At 75.1% G+C, this 16,750-nt stretch carries 13 protein-coding genes; 4 read left to right on the top strand and 9 right to left on the bottom strand.

Translation table 11 applies throughout. The annotated features are described in order from the left end of the window. Nucleotides 1-34: 34 nt before the first annotated feature. The 3 genes from MOV08_RS25560 to MOV08_RS25550 all read right to left on the bottom strand — a co-directional run bounded on the left by MOV08_RS25560 (nt 35) and on the right by MOV08_RS25550 (nt 2,285). Nucleotides 35-250 carry a Trm112 family protein gene (locus MOV08_RS25560; protein WP_039635892.1) on the bottom strand — a complete coding sequence of 72 codons (216 nt, stop codon included), beginning with the start codon at nt 248-250 and terminating at the stop codon, nt 35-37. 129 nt (nt 251-379) lie between these two features. Beyond that, on the bottom strand, nt 380-1,738 hold the full coding sequence (locus MOV08_RS25555) for a phosphomannomutase/phosphoglucomutase (protein ID WP_275308977.1): 1,359 nt from the start codon (nt 1,736-1,738) through the stop codon (nt 380-382). A 103-nt stretch (nt 1,739-1,841) separates the two neighbouring features. After that, a complete protein-coding gene (locus MOV08_RS25550; protein ID WP_078875880.1) occupies nt 1,842-2,285 on the bottom strand; it encodes a DUF3499 domain-containing protein in 444 nt (147 codons plus the stop codon). Between the two features lie 268 nt (nt 2,286-2,553). Here MOV08_RS25550 and MOV08_RS25545 point away from each other — a divergent pair, with 268 nt between their 5' ends. Beyond that, nucleotides 2,554-3,012 carry a metallopeptidase family protein gene (locus MOV08_RS25545; RefSeq protein ID WP_203232572.1) on the top strand — a complete coding sequence of 153 codons (459 nt, stop codon included), beginning with the start codon at nt 2,554-2,556 and terminating at the stop codon, nt 3,010-3,012. Between the two features lie 45 nt (nt 3,013-3,057). Here MOV08_RS25545 and MOV08_RS25540 read toward each other — a convergent pair whose 3' ends face one another. From MOV08_RS25540 to MOV08_RS25530, 3 genes are all read right to left on the bottom strand, one after another. Next, nucleotides 3,058-4,665: a DUF5719 family protein gene (locus MOV08_RS25540; RefSeq protein WP_275308976.1), complete on the bottom strand. Its 1,608-nt coding sequence runs from the start codon at nt 4,663-4,665 to the stop codon at nt 3,058-3,060. Then, nucleotides 4,662-8,540, bottom strand: coding sequence for a glycosyltransferase family 2 protein (locus MOV08_RS25535; protein WP_275308974.1), 3,879 nt, complete (start codon nt 8,538-8,540; stop codon nt 4,662-4,664). Before MOV08_RS25535 ends, MOV08_RS25540 begins: the two co-directional genes overlap by 4 nt. A gap of 319 nt (nt 8,541-8,859) precedes the next feature. Continuing rightward, the gene (locus MOV08_RS25530; RefSeq protein WP_003983763.1) at nt 8,860-9,123 is read right to left on the bottom strand and encodes a WhiB family transcriptional regulator; all 264 of its coding nucleotides are present in this window, start codon (nt 9,121-9,123) and stop codon (nt 8,860-8,862) included. 717 nt (nt 9,124-9,840) lie between these two features. On the opposite strand from MOV08_RS25530, the gene MOV08_RS25525 reads away from it, so the two are divergent. From MOV08_RS25525 to MOV08_RS25515, 3 genes are all read left to right on the top strand, one after another. After that, nucleotides 9,841-10,422: a cysteine dioxygenase gene (locus MOV08_RS25525; protein WP_275308973.1), complete on the top strand. Its 582-nt coding sequence runs from the start codon at nt 9,841-9,843 to the stop codon at nt 10,420-10,422. Between the two features lie 106 nt (nt 10,423-10,528). Further along, complete coding sequence (gene cofD, locus MOV08_RS25520; protein WP_275308971.1) at nt 10,529-11,488, top strand: 2-phospho-L-lactate transferase; 960 nt, start codon at nt 10,529-10,531, stop codon at nt 11,486-11,488. Beyond that, on the top strand, nt 11,485-12,858 hold the full coding sequence (locus tag MOV08_RS25515) for a coenzyme F420-0:L-glutamate ligase (RefSeq protein WP_275308969.1): 1,374 nt from the start codon (nt 11,485-11,487) through the stop codon (nt 12,856-12,858). The genes cofD and MOV08_RS25515 overlap by 4 nt, the downstream gene beginning before the upstream one ends. Nucleotides 12,859-12,915: 57 nt before the next feature. On the opposite strand, the gene MOV08_RS25510 is transcribed toward MOV08_RS25515, so the two are convergent. The 3 genes from MOV08_RS25510 to MOV08_RS25500 form a co-directional block, all read right to left on the bottom strand. Then, nucleotides 12,916-13,821: a DNA-3-methyladenine glycosylase family protein gene (locus MOV08_RS25510; RefSeq protein WP_275308967.1), complete on the bottom strand. Its 906-nt coding sequence runs from the start codon at nt 13,819-13,821 to the stop codon at nt 12,916-12,918. Between the two features lie 86 nt (nt 13,822-13,907). Continuing rightward, nucleotides 13,908-14,990: a mannose-1-phosphate guanylyltransferase gene (manB, locus tag MOV08_RS25505; protein WP_275308965.1), complete on the bottom strand. Its 1,083-nt coding sequence runs from the start codon at nt 14,988-14,990 to the stop codon at nt 13,908-13,910. A 330-nt stretch (nt 14,991-15,320) separates the two neighbouring features. Further along, nucleotides 15,321-16,676, bottom strand: coding sequence for an N-acetylmuramoyl-L-alanine amidase (locus tag MOV08_RS25500; RefSeq protein ID WP_275308963.1), 1,356 nt, complete (start codon nt 16,674-16,676; stop codon nt 15,321-15,323). Nucleotides 16,677-16,750 lie beyond the last annotated feature (74 nt).

Here is a 16,750-nt window from a genome sequence, read left to right as displayed (position 1 = left end):
GCCAGGCTGTACCGGGACGGGCCCGGTGGGCCGGTCAGGCGGGGGTGGGGGTACCGCCCATGCCCTTCGGGCCATGGGGGAGGGCTTCGTCGACGAGGAGGACCGGGATGCCGTCCTTGACCGGGTAGGCCAGGCCGCAGTCGGCGGAGGTGCAGACCAGCGCGGCCGGGTCCGCCGCGGTGCGGTCCTCCAGCGAGGCGTGGCAGGCCGGGCAGGCGAGGATCTGGATCAGGCTGGCTTCGACCGGCATCGGGGTGCTCCTTCGGCGTGGTTACGGCGTGGCCAGCGTACCGCCGGTGTGGGGGACGGGGCCTGCCCGGAGGGGGTTTCGGCAGGTGGGAGGGGCGCTGTGGGCGGCCCTCCCCCGGCCTGCGGGCGATCAGCCGCGGATGATCTCCAGGACCTCGTCGCGGATCCGCTCGACGGTGGCCCGGTCGCGGGCCTCGGCGTTGAGGCGGAGCAGCGGCTCGGTGTTGGAGGGGCGGACGTTGAACCACCAGTCGGCGGCGGTGACGGTCAGGCCGTCGAGGTCGTCGAGGGTGATGCCGTCGCGGCTCTCGTAGGTGGCCTTGATGGCGGCGAGCCGGCCGGCCTGGTCGTCGACGGTGCTGTTGATCTCGCCGGAGGCGGCGTAGCGGTCGTACTGGGCGACGAGCCGGGAGAGCGGGCCGTCCTGTTCGCCGAGGGCGGCGAGGACGTGCAGGGCGGCGAGCATGCCGGTGTCGGCGTTCCAGAAGTCGCGGAAGTAGTAGTGGGCGGAGTGCTCGCCGCCGAAGATGGCGCCGGTGCGGGCCATTTCGGCCTTGATGAAGGAGTGGCCGACGCGGGTGCGGACGGGGGCGCCGCCGTGCTCCTTGACGACCTCCGGGACGGACCAGGAGGTGATGCAGTTGTGGATGACCGTGCCGCCGGGGTGCTTGGCCAGTTCGCGGGCGGCGACCAGGGCGGTGATCGCGGACGGGGAGACCGGGTCGCCGTTCTCGTCGACGACGAAGCAGCGGTCGGCGTCGCCGTCGAAGGCCAGGCCGAGGTCGGCGCCGACCTCGCGGACCCGTTGCTGGAGGTCGACGATGTTCTTCGGGTCGAGCGGGTTGGCCTCGTGGTGGGGGAAGGAGCCGTCGAGCTCGAAGTAGAGCGCGTCGAGGTCGAGCGGCAGGCCGTCGAAGACGGTGGGGACGGTGTGGCCGCCCATGCCGTTGCCGGCGTCCACCACGACCTTCAGGGGGCGGATGGTGCGGAGGTCCACGAGGGAGCGCAGGTGGGCGGCGTAGTCGTGGAGCACGTCGCGCCGGGTGACGGTGCCGGGGGTGGCGGCCGGTTCGGGGGCGCCGTCGGCGGTCCAGCGCTCGGCCAGGGCGCGGATGTCGGCGAGCCCGGTGTCCTGGCCCACGGGGGCGGCGCCGGCCCGGCACATCTTGATGCCGTTGTACTGGGCCGGGTTGTGCGAGGCGGTGAACATCGCGCCGGGCAGGTTCAGGGCGCCGCTGGCGTAGTAGAGCTCGTCGGTGGAGCAGAGGCCGATCTCGGTGACGTCGGCGCCGCGGGCGGCGGCGCCGCGGCCGAAGGCGCCGGCCAGGCCGGGCGAGGAGGGCCGCATGTCGTGCCCGATGACGATCGCGTCGGCGCCGGTGACCTCGACGAAGGCCGCGCCGAAGAGTTCGGCCAGGGTCTCGTCCCATTGGTCGGGGACCACGCCGCGCACGTCGTACGCCTTCACGATCTGCGCCAGATCAGTCACAGCCAGCCCTCCTGGAGTCGCTACGGGGCCACAAACCTACCCGTACGGTCCGTACGGGGGCCGTGAACCAGCCGTGAACGGCAGCGGGCCGGGCGGCGACGGGTCAGGAGTCGGGCGAGCGCAGGACCCGGAGGTGGCCGCGGCGGGCGACCTCCATGGGGTGGCCGTCGCGGCCGCTGGGCGCGGGGGTGCCGCCGCCGGCGGCGCGCTCCTGGGGGCGGGCAGCCTCGCGGACGGCGTTGGCCAGCGCTTCGAGGTCGTCGCCGCTGGGGCGGGCGGGACCGGGGTCGATGGCGAGGCGGACGACTTCCCAGCCGCGGGGTGCGGTCAGGCGCTCGGAGTGCTGGGCGCACAGGTCGTAGCAGTGCGGCTCGGCGTAGGTGGCGAGCGGTCCGAGCACGGCGGTCGAATCCGCATAGACGTACGTCAGCGTTGCGACGGCGGGGCGGCCGCACGCAGTGCGCGAACAGCGACGTACAGGGCTCACGACGTTGGACGGTACCGCACTCTTGAGCGGGCCGCGACGACTCTCCCTCGGCTCACCCAACCGTGTCGTCCCGCTTCGTCCGATGCGTCTGACCTGCGCCCGTCGGCCGGGACCGCTCGGGGGCGGGGTCGGCGGCGCCGCGCCGGGAGCGGAATCCCACCCTCAGGTGGGGCAATTCATGTCATTCTGCGGCGCCGGGCGGGAGCGGGGCGATCGAATGCGGGGCCGCAAACGAACCGAACCCGGGCCGGGCCGGTCACCCGACGACAAGTGGCGAGTTGTCGCACAACGCCGACCCGGGCGCGCCCGGAGGACTAGGCTCGATCCGATGGACAGCCCCGTACCTCCCCGTCCCGCGGAGCCGCGGCCCCGCCGCCGCGACCGCCACGGCCGTGGCATGCGCGGCCCGATCGCGCCTCCCCAGGTACCGCTGTCGGTGAGCCGCGCCGACGCGTTCACGGATCTCGTCTACGACTCCCGGGACCGGCTGGAGCGGCGCTGGCCGCAGCTGACGCAGGTCGATTTCCTGGTGCTGGAGGTGCCGGAGTTCGGGCCGGACGGCGATCCGGATCCGCTCGCGGAGGAGGAGAGCGTGCCGCTCGGCCGGGTGCTGCCCTCCGGCGGCGGATTTCGCGACCGGATCGTGATCTACCGCAGGCCGGTGGAGATCCGGACGAAGAACCGCGACGAGCGCGCGCTGCTGGTCCACGAGGTCGTCGTCGAGCAGGTCGCCGAGTTGCTGGGGCTCGCCCCGGAGTCGGTGGACCCGCGCTACGGCCAGGAGTGAGCCGGTAGCGCGGGTGTCGCCGGGCGGCGGCACCCGCGGTGGGCGTCAGCGGGTCAGCAGGGACAGGTCCTGGCCGGCGGTGGGCACGAGCACGGAGCCGCGGTCGTCGGGCAGCGGCTGGACGGTGAAGGCGGGCACCCCGCCCTGCGGCAGCGCCAGCATCCGGGCGGCGTGGACCGGGCCGCTGCCGGGCTCGGGCTCGACGGTCAGCGCGTAGGAACCCTTGAGGCCGGACGGCTGCGGCGGTTGGACGGCGAGGCTGGTGCCGCCCTTGACCGTGTACGTCTTCGAGACCGGGGTGCCGCCGCCGCTGCCGGCCGACGCGGTGATCTTGACCTTGGCGTCCTTGCCCTTCTGGGGGGCGACCAGGGTGAGGGTGCTGCCCTTGGCGCGGTTGTCGGCGACGGTGCCGCGGGCCTCGATCGGCCGGGTCGCCGGGATGAAGGCCATCTCCTGGTTGTCGCCCTTGCCGCGGACGACCCGCAGGGCCGCGGCGATCGGGGCGGTGGAGCCGGCGTCGCCGGGCGTGAGGACCAGCGAGCCGGGCTCGCCCTTGGTGATGTCCTTGAGGTCGACGGTGGCGGTCATCCCGCTCTTGACGTGCAGGGTGTCGAGTCCGGCCGGGGTGATCAGGCCGGTCGGGGTGGCCAGTTGGACCTTGAGGTCGGCGTCGGCGTCGCCGGGGGCGACCGCGACCAGCTGGACGTCGGTGGCGTCGGCCGGGATGCCCGGGAGGACGGCGCCGGGGGACGGGTCGGCGGCCGGCGGCAGCCAGTCGCCGCCGGTCTTGGCGTCGGCGGCCTGGACGGCCGCGCCGATCCGGCCGGAGCGGACGCTGACGTGCAGCGCGGCGCCGTCGGCGGGGCTGGTGGTGAGGGTGGAGAGCAGCACCGGGACGGTGGTGTGCGGCGGCACGGTGATGTCCTCGCCGCCGCCGCTGTCCGTCAACGCGCCGTCCTTGCCGCGCATTTCGAGGTCCACGACGGCCGGCACCGGGTCGGGGTTGGTGAGGTGGACGTAGTCGGTGCGGCCGGTGGCGGTGCTGACGCCGGGGAACCAGAACTGGGTGTCGGGGGCGGTGCAGCTCAGCCCCTGCAGACCGCGGCCCAGGCCGGCGGCGACGGCGGTGGTCTGCTGGATGGTCCAGCCGGGGGCCAGCACGCCGTCGGCGGAGCCGGTCAGGGCGGGCGCGTCGGCGCTGTCGGTGGTCCCGAGGACCGGCTTCCCGGCCTCCTGGAGGGGCACCACGGGCTTGGTGTCGGGCGGCGGGACGGTCTGCGTCCCGCCGGTGTCCGCGCCGCCCCTGTCCTTGGCGCCCTTGCCGTCCTTGCCCCCCTTGGCGTCCTTGCCGCCCTTGCCGGCGGGGTTGCCGTGGCTGTCGGCGACGGTGCCGGTGGGCAGGAGCTGGGCGGTGCCCTTCTTGGTGTCCGTACCGGCCGAGGCGCCCGGCGGCGCGAAGGCGGTGTAGGTGGTCTCGGCGACCTCCGACGAGCTGGGCGCCGGGCACACCAGGGTGGACCGCTGGACCGGCAGCCGGGTGGCGCTCGCGGGGGCCGTCGGGCCGGTGTCGCCGGGGGCGGCGACCGCGGCGACACCGGTGACCGCGGCCAGCGCGGCGGCCGCGGCGGTCAGGGACAAGATGGTGCGCTTCACTGCTGCTCGCTCCCGTCACGGCGCGGCTCGGGGAAGGCGCCGGGGTACGTCGTGCCGTCGTAGGGCTGCGGGTGCTGCGGGTGCTGCTGCGGGTGCTGGTCAGCCCCGGCATCGGGGTAGGGCTGCTGCTGCCCGCCGTAGCCGTACGGGTCGTAGGCGCCCGCCTGGTAGGGGTCGGTCGGGTAGCCGGCGGGCGGATAGGTGTCGGGCGCGTAGGTGCCCGGCGGGTAGCCGCCGTCCTGGTAGGGATCGACCGGCTGGTAGGGCTGCTGGTCGCCGTACTGGCCGGCCTGGTACGGGTCGGCGACCTGCGGGTAGGGCTGCTGGTCGGCTGCCGCCGGGGCGTGCGCGGCGGCCGGTTCCCCGGCGGCCTGCCAGTCCTCGTAGGAGGGCTGTGCGGGGACCGCGGCATACGGGTCGGCGACCGGGACGGGGTCCGGGGCCGGGGCGGCGGCCGGCGGCTCCTCGACGGTGCGGGCGTCCGGGACGGCGGCGCCGTCGCCGGCCGGGGCGGCGGCCTCGGCCTGGGCGCGCAGCCGGCGGGCCCGGCGGCCCTCGCCCGCGGGCTGCGCGGCGACGGCCGGCGCGGCCTCCTCGGGCAGGTCGTCGTCGATCTCCCGGCGGCGGCCGGGCAGCGCCATCACGACCAACACGAGGGCGAGCAGGCCCTGGGCCCACAGCCAGACGGTGTGGCCCACGGGGTTGTCGTGGGTGAGGTCGAGCCGGCCGCCGTCGGACGGGAGCTGGAAGCCCTGGGCCCAGCCGTCGACGGTGACGGGCTTGAGCGGGGTGCCGTCGAGGGTGGCGTGCCAGCCGTCGTCGGCGGCGTCGGCGAGCCGCAGGATCCGGCCGGCGGTGCCGGCGGGCACCTTGGCGCCGTGTGCCTCGACCGGGCCGGCCGCCACCGGGACGGGCGTCGCGGCGTCGCCGGTGCCGGTGCCCTCCTTGGCCTGGGCGGGCACGATCGTGATCCGGGAGACCCGCTGGTCGACGCGCCACAGGGCGCTGCCGTCCTCCTGGCTGAGCCGGGTCAGGCCCGGGGTGGCGTCCAGGACGCGGCCCATCTCGCGCGGGGCGCCCTTGCGGACCAGGACGTAGCGGACCGCGTAGCCGCCGAGCCGGTCGGTCTGGTCGGCGCCGGAGCCGGCGACGAGGTGGGCGACGACATCGTCCAGGCGGCTGTCCGGGCCGGCCTCGGCGGCCAGGTCGGCGTCCCCGAGCTGGGCCCCGGAACCGCGGACGAGGGAGTAGGTGACGTGGCCGGGGGTGCCGTCCAGGACGAGCGTGCGGGCCCGGTCGGTGGTGGTGGCCTCCTCGGCGACGAACGCCGGGACCTGGGTGGCGTCGCGCCGCTGGACCGGGCCGGCCGCGCCGGTGATCATCCAGCTGACCGCGGCGTACAGGGGGGCGATCAGAGCGGCCAGCGCGATCAGCACGGCGGCCGGCTGCTTCCAGCCGAAGCCGAGCGCGGTCATCCGGGTGCGGATGCCCTCGGCGCCGAGCGCGGCCGCGCACAGCAGCGCCAGGCCGTAGACGAGCATCGCCGGGCCGGTCCAGCCGGAGCCGTTGCCGAGCGCCGCGCACAGCAGTCCGATCAGGGCCACCACCCAGGCGGCGCGGATCGCGGTCTGCCGGGTGTCGCGCAGGGTCGCGCCGAGGGCGGCCAGGACGATACCGAGGAGCAGCAGCCCGCCGACGGCCTTGGGGCCGCCCGGGCTGAGCCCGACGAGGTCGAGGACGGAGGCCGAGCCGGCGCCGTAGTCCAGGCCGGCCTCGCGGAAGAACCGCGACGGGTGGCCGAGCAGCGACAGCGACCAGGGCGCCAGCACCACCAGCGGGGCGAGCGCCACGGCCAGGAAGCGCAGCACGTACGCCACGATCAGCCCACCGCTGCCGCCCCGCTTCGCTCCGCCGCCCGTTGCCGGGTCTGCGGACGCGGAGCCGAGCAGGCGCAGCACGAGCAGTGCCACGCCGAGCAGCACCGCGATCGGCCAGACGATCGGGGTGAAGGCGGTGGTGACGGTGACCAGCAGCGCGTACGCCCAGGCGGCGCGCCAGCTGGGCCGGGTGCCGGGCGCCAGCCGCAGTCCTCCGGCGGCGACCGCGGCGCGGGCCATCAGCGGCAGCAGGACGGCCAGTACGGCGGTGCCCAGGCGACCGCCGGCGAGCGCGCCGGTGGCGGCGGGCAGGAAGGCGTAGGCGATGCTGCCCCAGGCCCGCAGCAGCCGGGAGGCGACCAGCGGGCGGGAGGCGAAGTAGGCGGTGAGGCCGGCCAGCGGCACGGAGCAGACCAGCAGCAGGGTGAGGGTGAAGCCGGTGCTGCCGAGGAAGACCGTGGAGAGCGCGGCGAGCACCGCGAGGTAGGGCGGTGCGGCGGCGGTGTCGCCGACGCCGACCGGGTGCCAGCTGGTGGTGTACGACGACCACAGGGCGCCGAGGCCGTCGGGTGCGGGCAGCAGGGCGCCGCCGACGAGCGAGCCGCTGCCGAGCAGCCCGCGGCAGGCGATCAGCGAGACCAGCAGCAGGACGAGGAAGAGCACCGGTGCGGGGCGGCGGGCGATCCGCTTGAGCCGCGCGAACTGCTCGATCTCCAGGTAGTCGGCGTCGTCGCCGCCGGGTCCGGACTCCACGGCGCCGTGCCGACCGGAGGAGGCGACGTCGGGGGCGGCGCGGCCGGCGAGGTTGCCGGCGACCTGTTCGACGGTGGCCCGCACGGTGGCGCCGGGCGGCGGGAACAGGGCTCGCAGCTCGCTCGCGTCGGTCGTCGGCCTCCCCCGGCGTTTGCGGGCGGCGAGGATCTTGCCGGGGCGGAGCAGGGTGGCGAAGAGGCCGGCGAGTTCGTCCAGGGCCTGGCCGGGGACCTTGCCGACGAGGTAGGCGACGACCCGCAGCAGGGTGCCGATCAGCAGCCGCAGCAGGGTGTACGGGACCAGCGCGCCACGGGTGTTGGCGAGCAGGGTGTAGACGGCGCCGGCCTTGTCGACCCTGTGGGGGTTCGCCACCGACCTGCCGACGCAGTCGATGGGGCGGCGCTCGCGGGCGGATGCCTCGGCGTGCCGCAGGACGGCGTCGGGGGCGACCAGGACCTGGTGGCCGGCGGCCTGGGCGCGCCAGCACAGGTCGACGTCGTCGCGCATCAGCGGCAGCCGGCGGTCGAAGCCGCCCAGCTGCTCGTAGACGTCGCGGCGGATGAGCATGCCGGCGGTGGAGACGGACAGCACCGGGCGGACCTGGTCGTGCTGGCCCTGGTCCTGTTCGCGGCGGTCCAGGCCGGTCCAACGGCGTCCGCTGCGGGCGATGCTGACGCCGGCCTCAAGGAGTTGACGGCGGTCGTACCAGCTGCGGAGCTTGGGGCCGACGACGGCGGTGGACGGGCTGGCGTCGGCGACCCGCAGCAGTTCGGCGAGGGCGTCGGGGGCCGGCGCGCAGTCGTCGTGCAGCAGCCACAGCCACTGGACCGGTTCCCCGTGCGGGAGTTCCGGCATGTCGTACGCCTCGTCGTGCCAGGTGCGGCTGACCGGATCCCAGCCGCTGGGGCGGCGCAGATAGGCCAGGTCGTCGGGGCCGAGGACGGGGGCGGTGCGGACCGCCTCCTCGACGGCGGTGCCGAATCCGGAGCGGCGGGCGAGGTGGAGCACCCGGTCGTCGCCGATCGCCTCCGCGAGCAGCTGGGCGGAGTCGTCCGCGCTGCCGGTGTCGGCTCCGATGACGTTCTGCACCGGGCGCTCCTGGCCGAGCAGTCCGGCGAGGGCGTCGGGCAGCCAGCGGCCGCCGTCGTGCGAGACGATCACGGCCGTGACGACATGCCGCGGGAACTCCGGGGTGGCGGCTTCATACGAGGCGGCCTGGGCCGCCGACTGGCTGTGCACGGACATCGAGGTACGGGCCCTCCGGACCCGGGAGTTGGAGGGCCTGCGGCGAAGTCGCTCACGGCCCCCGCCCCCGGAAACACTGCGACGGACTACGAGGGACACGCGCACGCCGTAGCGGCGGTGCGGGCGTGTCTCGGACGGGGCCCCACACTAATGGTTCGCGCCGGGGCACCGATCGGCTCCGTACACAGCAGACCGCCTCCGGCGGGCAGTGCGCTGGAGGCGGTGCGTTCGCTATAGGGGGATATGGGGAGTTGGGGTGGTGCGGCGGCGCACTCGGTGCCACCACAGGGGGCTGGTGCGGGAGGCTGGCCGGTCACGGTCAGACAGCGGCCTTCTTGAGTCGGCGCCGCTCGCGTTCGGACAGACCGCCCCAAATACCGAAGCGCTCGTCGTTGGCGAGGGCGTATTCGAGGCACTCGGAGCGGACTTCGCAGGCGAGGCAGACCTTCTTGGCCTCGCGGGTGGAGCCACCCTTCTCCGGGAAGAAGGACTCGGGGTCGGTCTGGGCGCACAGTGCGCGCTCCTGCCAGCCGAGCTCCTCGTCCGCCTCCTCGACCAGCAATTCCTGGAACAGCTCGGTCATGTGCGCCCCTCGTCTGTCTTTACGTCCCCGTGATCAAGCCGTGATCGAATTCGGCTGAACGACACGAGTGAAATTACAAGTGTGCTGATCCGGGCCAGTCAAGCCGAGATCTGCTATTGGGCCTCTTATTCACTCTGCGGAACCAAGCGTATGCGGAAAGTGTTCAAATCATCCAAAACCAGGACACTTCCTCGGACCGTTGACCCGCGGCTCTGTTCTCAGTGAGTGAGACGTCAACTCATGGGTTGCGCGTTGCACCGCACGCACCGGAGCGGGGAAGATCACAACCGGATCACAGGACCGCAACGGCGGCCCCGGGTGCGACTGATGACCGCTTCTCCCCGCCGCGGTCTGCACAAACCTTTCTCCGGACGGGGTAACCGGATGAGGTGAACGACGCACGCCACATCGCTCCCCGTTTGACAGCGCACCGCCGCCCCGTGTCTCCTTGACCGCATGCCAGCGACCTCCGCGCACCGACTGACCCGTTCCTACGGGTCGCTCTGCGCTGTGCAGGCCCGCTGTCGCTGTTCCAGCTGTCGTAGCCACTGAGCTCCAGCCCTCCGCGCTCGCCGCATCCCGCCAGCGCTCCGCTCCACCGCGACCACCGCGCCGCGCCCCCACGAGGAACGGCCCGCGCCGTGCCGCACCCCGTTTCCCGGCCACCGCCGGGAGGGACCCCCAGCGCGCCACCCGCACTTCCGCCGAGGAAACCGCATGAACAGCGACGTCCAGATCGCCGGCGACCCGCTCGCCATCCCCCACCTGCTGCCGCCCGTCCCCGCCCACCCCACCACCGTCGCCGGCTTCGTCGGCCTGGCCCGCTCGATCGCCGCCGACCGCGCCGCCTGGGCCCCGCTGGTCCGCTACGACGCCACCACCCGCTGGTACCACCGCCTGCGCACCGGGCCCGGGTACGAGGTGTGGCTGTTGAGCTGGGTCCCCGGGCAGGGCAGCGGCCGGCACGACCACAGCCCGTCCTCGGGCGTACTGACCGTCCTGGAAGGCGAGTTGACCGAACACGCCGCGGGCGGGCCGCGCACCCTGGCCGCCGGCGCCCAGCGGGTGTTCGCCCCCGGCTACGCCCACGAGGTCGTCAACGACGCACTGGCGCCGGCCGTCAGCCTGCACGTGTACTTCCCCGGCCTGACCGAGATGCCGATGCTCCCGCAGGCCCAGCTGCTCGCCCACTCTCCGCTCCCTTCGAGCGAGGGGACGCCCGTGGCCGGGGCCGCCGCCCCCGTCGCACCGCACAGCGCCCGGTGCGCCGCACCCGTCCGGGAGACCGCACCGCACTGACCCCACCCGGCCACCGCCCCTCAAGGATCAGCCTTCGGCTGACAGCCCACCCGTCACCCGGCCACCGCCCCTCAAGGATCAGCCTTCGGCTGACAGACTGATGGGCATGCGCATTGTGGTTCTGGCCGGCGGTATCGGCGGCGCCCGCTTTCTGCGGGGACTGAAGGCAGCGGCTCCGGACGCGGACATCACCGTCATCGGCAACACCGGTGACGACATCCATCTGTTCGGGCTGAAGGTGTGTCCCGACCTCGACACCGTGATGTACACGCTCGGCGGCGGCATCAACGAGGACCAGGGCTGGGGCCGGACGGACGAGACGTTCCGGGTGAAGGAGGAACTGGCCGCGTACGGCGTCGGGCCGGAGTGGTTCGGACTGGGCGACCGGGACTTCGCCACCCACATCGTCCGGACCCAGATGCTGGGCGCCGGCTATCCCCTGAGCGCCGTCACCGAGGCGCTGTGCGACCGCTGGCAGCCCGGCGTGCGGCTGCTGCCGATGTCCGACGACCGGGTCGAGACGCACGTCGCCGTCGAGGACGAGAGCGGCGAGCGCAAGGCGGTGCACTTCCAGGAGTACTGGGTGCGGCTGCGGGCCTCGGTGCCGGCGCTGGCCGTGGTGCCGGTCGGCGCCGAGCAGGCCAAGCCGGCGCCCGGCGTGCTGGAGGCCCTCGCCGAGGCCGACGTGATCCTCTTCCCGCCGTCCAACCCGGTCGTCAGCGTCGGCACGATCCTGGCCGTGCCGGGCATCCGGGAGGCCGTCGCGGAGGCCGCGGCGCCGGTGGTCGGGCTCTCGCCGATCGTCGGGGACGCCCCGGTGCGCGGGATGGCCGACAAGGTGCTGGAGGCGGTCGGCGTGGAGTCCACCGCGGCGGCGGTGGCCCGGCACTACGGGGCGGGCCTGCTGGACGGCTGGCTGGTCGACGACGTGGACGCGGGCGCGGTGGCCGACGTCGAGGCGGCGGGGATCCGCTGCCGGGCGGTGCCGCTGATGATGACGGACGTGGACGCGACCGCGGCGATGGCCCGCGAGGCGCTGACGCTCGCCGAGGAGGTGCGGGCATGACCGGACCGACCGGGGCACCCGGGTACCGGGTGTGGGCGCTGCCGGGCATCCCCGAGGTGCGGCCCGGCGACGACCTCGTCAAGCTGATCGCCGCCGCGGCGACCGCCGACGGGGCACCCCAACTGGCCGACGGCGATGTGGTGTTGGTCACCTCGAAGATCGTCAGCAAGGCGGAGGGCCGGATCATCGAGGCGGCCGACCGCGAGGCGGCCATCGACACCGAGACGGTGCGGGTGGTGGCCCGCCGCGGCACCCTGCGGATCGTGGAGGACCACCGGGGCCTGGTGATGGCCGCGGCCGGCGTGGACGCCTCCAACACCCCCTCGGGCACGATCCTGTTGCTGCCCGAGGACCCGGACGCCTCGGCCCGCGCCCTGCGCGCCGGGCTGCGCGAGACGCTCGGCGTCGACGTCGGCGTCGTCATCAGCGACACCTTCGGGCGCCCGTGGCGCAGCGGCCTGACCGACGTCGCCATCGGGGCGGCCGGGGTGCGGGTGCTGGACGACCTGCGCGGCGGCACCGACGCGTACGGCAATCCGCTGGTCGCCACCGTCGTGGCCACCGCGGACGAACTCGCCGCCGCGGGCGACCTGGTGAAGGGCAAGGCGACCGGGCTGCCGGTGGCGGTGGTGCGCGGGCTGCCGCACGTCGTGACGTCCGCGTCCGCACAGGCGGGAGCCGACGGGCCCGGGAGCGGGGACGACGACCCGGACCCCGGGGCGCGGGCGCTGGTGCGGAACGCCGCGGACGACATGTTCCGGCTGGGCACCTCCGAGGCCGTGCGGGAGGCGGTGACGCTGCGGCGCACCGTCCGGGAGTTCACCGACGACCCGGTGGACCCGGGCGCGGTGCGGCGCGCGGTGGCCGCGGCGCTGACCGCGCCGGCGCCGCACCACACCACGCCGTGGCGGTTCGTCCTGCTGGAGTCGGCGCGGTCCCGGACCCGGTTGCTGGACGCGATGCGGGACGCCTGGGTGGCCGATCTGCGGGCGGACGGCAGGTCGGAGGAGGCCATCGCCAAGCGGGTGCGGCGCGGCGACGTGCTGCGCAACGCGCCGTATCTGGCGGTGCCGTGCATGGTGCTGGACGGCGCGCACGCCTACCCGGACGCCCGGCGGGCCGCCGCCGAGCGCGAGATGTTCGTCGTCGCGCACGGCGCGGGCATCGAGAACTTCCTGGTGGCGCTGGCCGGCGAGCGGCTGGGCTCGGCGTGGATCTCCTCGACGATGTTCTGCCGGGACGTGGTCCGCGAGGTGCTGGAACTGCCCGCGGAGTGGGAGCCGATGGGGGCGGTGGCCATCGGACGGCCGGCGTCGGCGCCGCGGGAGCGGCCGGCGCGAGCCGTGGACGACTTCGTCCGCGTCCGCTGACGGATCCCCGGTCGCGTCGTCGTCGGCCGACGCCCGCGGTGGGCGGCGCCGCCCGGTTCACAGCCGGGCGATGTCGCCCACCGGGAAGCGCGGGGCGCGGCGCGGCGGGACCAGGCCGGAGAGCAGGATCAGCCGGGCCGCGCGGTGCCGCTGCCCCGCGTAGGGCGCCAGGAGCTGGAGCATCTCCTCGTCGGTCGTGCCGCGCCGGCCGGTGAGCGCATAGCCGATGATCTTCGGCAGGTGCAGATCGCCGACGGTGAGCGCGTCGGGGGCGCCCAGGGCGCGCTGGAGGGTCTCGGCGGCCGTCCAGGGGCCGATGCCCGGGATCGCGGTCAGCCGGCGGGTGGCGTCGCCGAGGTCCATCCCCGCGGCCTCCTCCATCCGGGCCGCCGCCCGCACCGCGCGCAGGACCGTCGACGACCGCTTGGCGTCGACGCCGGCGCGGTGCCACTCCCAGGACGGGATCAGCGCCCAGCCGCGCGGCTCGGGCATCACCCGCAGCCGGTCCCAGGGGCCGGGCGCGGGCGTGCCGTGCCGCTGGAGCAGCAGCCGCCAGGCGCGGTACGCCTCGTCGCTGGTGACCTTCTGCTCCAGGATCGAGGGGATCAGCGACTCCAGGACGAGTCCGGTGCGGGCGAGCCGGACGCCGGGGTGGCGGCGGCGCGCCTCGTGGACGACGCGGTGCCGGGCGGTCAGCGCCGCCGGGTCGTCGGACTCCCCCAGCAGCTCCGGCAGCCGCTCCAGCAGCCACGGGGCGCCCGGGCCCCAGGCCGTCGCCGCGACGTGGCCCTCGGCGGCGCGGGCCGCCAGGCACAGGGTGCCGGGGCCCTCCGGCGTGCGGCAGGCCCGCCAGATCTCGTCGCCGCGCACCGCGAACGCCGGGTCGCCCGGACCGCGGCGCAGCACCCCGAGGGTGCGGTGCAGGTCGTAGGCGCCGGGCGGAACCCAGGTGCGGGCGGGCATGCGGCCAGGTTAGGCGATGCGGCCTGGCCGGAGGCGGGCGCGGCCGCGGGCCTGCGGGAGCGTCCCGCGGGCCCGGCCGCCGGCCGTCACTGGTCGGAGGAGAAGCGGACCGCGCCCGCGGGGATGTCGGCGCCGCACCAGATGCGGATGCCGCCGCGCAGTTCGTTGTCGGCGCCGACCACCGCGCCGTCGCCGATCACCGCGCCGTCCAGCACCGTGCGGGCCCCGATCCGGGCGCCGGCGCCGATCAGCGAGTCGCGGACCACGGCTCCGGGTTCGATCACCGCGCCGTCGAGGACCGTGCTGCCGTCCACCTGGGCGCCGGCGCCGACCCGGGCCCCGGGGCCGACGACGGTGCCGCCGCCGAGCTTGGCGTCCGGGGCGACCTCGGCGCCGTCCAGGACGAGGCGGTCGCCGCGGCGGCCGGGGACGGCCGGGGACGGGGCGCGGCCCTGGACCAGGTCGGCGGAGCCGCGGACGAACGCCTGCGGGGTGCCGAGGTCGAGCCAGTAGGTGGAGTCGACCATGCCCTGGAGGTGCGCGCCGTCGGCGAGCAGGCCGGGGAAGGTCTCGCGTTCGACGGAGACCGGGCGGCCGGCGGGGATGGTGTCGATGACCGACCGGTTGAAGACGTAGGCGCCGGCGTTGATCTGGTCGGTGACGATCTCCTCGGGGCTCTGCGGCTTCTCCAGGAAGGCGGTGACCCGGCCGGTGTCGTCGGTGGGGACGAGCCCGAAGGCACGCGGGTCCTCGACCCGGGTGAGGTGCAGCGAGACGTCGGCGCCGCTGGTGCGGTGGGTGTCGACCAGGGCGCGGATGTCCAGACCGGTGAGGATGTCGCCGTTGAAGATCAGCACCGGGTCGTCGGGGCCCGAGTGCAGCCGGGAGGCGACGTTGCGGATGGCTCCGCCGGTGCCCAGCGGCTCCACCTCGGTGACGTATTCCAGGTGCAGGCCGAGCGCGGAACCGTCGCCGAAGTACGGCTCGAAGACCTCTGCGAGGTAGGACGTGGCCAGGACGATGTGCTCGACGTCGGCGGCGCGGGCGCGGGCCAGCTGATGGGTCAGGAAGGGCACGCCGGCGGCCGGGACCATGGGCTTGGGCGTGTGCACCGTCAGCGGGCGCAGTCGGGTGCCCTTGCCGCCGACCAGGAGGATCGCTTCAGTCACTGTGTCCTCTGTGTTCGCTTCTCCGCCCCGCAGCACAGCGGCGCGGCCATCGTCGTCGACTGCGGCCCGGCGGCTGCACGTGCGACGCTCACGGGTCTTGTCTGCTTCCTGCTGGGGTCGGCCGGTCGGCGGACCAGTGTAGGCAGATGGTGCGTCGGTCTCCTTCGGTGGGACGCCGGGACGAAACGGGACGGGGTGGGTCTTGGTGACGGGGTGACGGGTGGTATCGCGGACTGTAGGACGTACGGAACTAGGGATCGGCTTAGTGTCCGGAGCGTCTGCCGCGCAACGGTGGGGTGAGATGTTTCACGGCGGCCTGCGGGGATCGGCTCAACGGCCCTGGAAGCGGGCCGCGGCCTGCCGCACCGCGGGCAGGTCGGCGTACAGGAGGGTGCCCGGGCATTCCGTCTTGAAGCCGTCGCGGTGGCCGGAGATGACGTGTTGTTGGACGGTCAGGCCCTTCCGGTAGAGGTTGCCGCCGGTGGAGATCATCGGGGTCCGGGCGCGTGGATCGGTGCCGGAGAGGCCGAGCTTCCAGGCCGCGAGGCGGCCCAGCGCCTGGACGGCGGGGCGCGACGGCGCGGCCTTGCCGAAGGAGCCGAGCAGGGCGATGCCGGTGCTGCCGTTGTTGAAGCCGAGGGTGTGGGCGCCGAGTACGGCTTTGGCGACGCCGCCGGCGCGGCCCTCGTAGATGGTGCCGCACTTGTCGATCAGGAAGTTGTAGCCGATGTCCCGCCAGTGGCTGCTCCTGACGTGGTAGCGGTACAGGCCGCGGATCACCGAAGGGGCCTGTGCGCACGTGTAGTTGTTGCCGGTGGCGCTGTGGTGGACGAAGACGGCGCGGACGGCGTGGGTGTAGACGAAGCGGTTCTCGCGCAGCCTCTCGTCGGCGCCCCAGCCGGCCCGGGTGACGATGCGCGGGCGGGCACCGATGTGCACCGCTGCGCCGGCGGGGCCGCCGGCGACGGAGACGTCGGCCTGGGTCGCGGCCTGGTCGGCGGCGGGGATCTCGGTGGCGCCGGCCGGCGCGAGGGGCGCGTTGGCGGCGGAGCTGGCGGCCTCGGGGGTGCCGGGCGGGCCGCCGCCGCGCACGGCGGGGGTCTCCGGGCCAGGGTCGACGAGTTCCAGGCGGAGGCCGTGCGGGAGCACGCTGGGGGCGCGGTGCGGGTCGGCGGGGGTCAGGCGCAGTTGGACGGCGTCGCTGGCGCCGACCCACAGGGGCGCCGTGCTGCCGCGTGCGGCGGCGCCGCGGCCCTCCCCGGCGCCGAGGTCGGGGGCGTCGTCGCTGTCGGTCTGGATGTCCTGCCAGCCGGACCACAGGCCGCTGCCGCGGGCCCGGGTGCGGATCTGGGCCCGGCCGCGGAAGGGGACCGCGGCGTCGTCCCAGACGACGCCGACGAGGGAGAACGGCCGGACCGTGCGGGGCGGCAGTTCGCGGACGGCCTGCGCCTGTGGCGGGGCGGTGTCCTGGACGGGGCCGCGCCGGGCGGTCGGGGCGAGGCCCTGCAGGGGCAGGGACTGGGTGGCGCCCGGCAGGTCGCGGGCGCTCGCCGTGCCGGGCCCGGCGGCCGGGGCCTGGGCGACGGGACGCGCGCCACCGGCGCTTGCCGCAAAGACCGGGGCGAGGGGCAGGGCGAGGGCGGCCGTGCACGCGGCACCGAGGCAGGTCGCGAGGAAGGGGCGCATGGGGAAATCCTGGACACGGCCGGGAGCGGCCCGCCAACGCTGGCCTGACGGGGCATCGGCCGAACCGGTGGCCG

Origin of the sequence: Streptomyces yunnanensis, from assembly GCF_029011865.1 — a bacterium.
Lineage (GTDB): Bacteria > Actinomycetota > Actinomycetes > Streptomycetales > Streptomycetaceae > Streptomyces > Streptomyces yunnanensis.
This window is presented reverse-complemented; position numbering and strand designations above follow the sequence as displayed.

Bases quoted from the DNA above. Each gene is read 5' to 3' on its own strand.
- MOV08_RS25560 (WP_039635892.1), bottom strand. From the start codon at position 250: ATGCCGGTCGAAGCCAGCCTGATCCAGATCCTCGCCTGCCCGGCCTGC.
- MOV08_RS25545 (WP_203232572.1), top strand. From the start codon at position 2,554: ATGGACAGCCCCGTACCTCCCCGTCCCGCGGAGCCGCGGCCCCGCCGC.
- MOV08_RS25535 (WP_275308974.1), bottom strand. From the start codon at position 8,540: ATGTCCGTGCACAGCCAGTCGGCGGCCCAGGCCGCCTCGTATGAAGCC.
- MOV08_RS25530 (WP_003983763.1), bottom strand. From the start codon at position 9,123: ATGACCGAGCTGTTCCAGGAATTGCTGGTCGAGGAGGCGGACGAGGAG.
- MOV08_RS25525 (WP_275308973.1), top strand. From the start codon at position 9,841: ATGAACAGCGACGTCCAGATCGCCGGCGACCCGCTCGCCATCCCCCAC.
- cofD (WP_275308971.1), top strand. From the start codon at position 10,529: ATGCGCATTGTGGTTCTGGCCGGCGGTATCGGCGGCGCCCGCTTTCTG.
- MOV08_RS25515 (WP_275308969.1), top strand. From the start codon at position 11,485: ATGACCGGACCGACCGGGGCACCCGGGTACCGGGTGTGGGCGCTGCCG.
- MOV08_RS25510 (WP_275308967.1), bottom strand. From the start codon at position 13,821: ATGCCCGCCCGCACCTGGGTTCCGCCCGGCGCCTACGACCTGCACCGC.
- MOV08_RS25500 (WP_275308963.1), bottom strand. From the start codon at position 16,676: ATGCGCCCCTTCCTCGCGACCTGCCTCGGTGCCGCGTGCACGGCCGCC.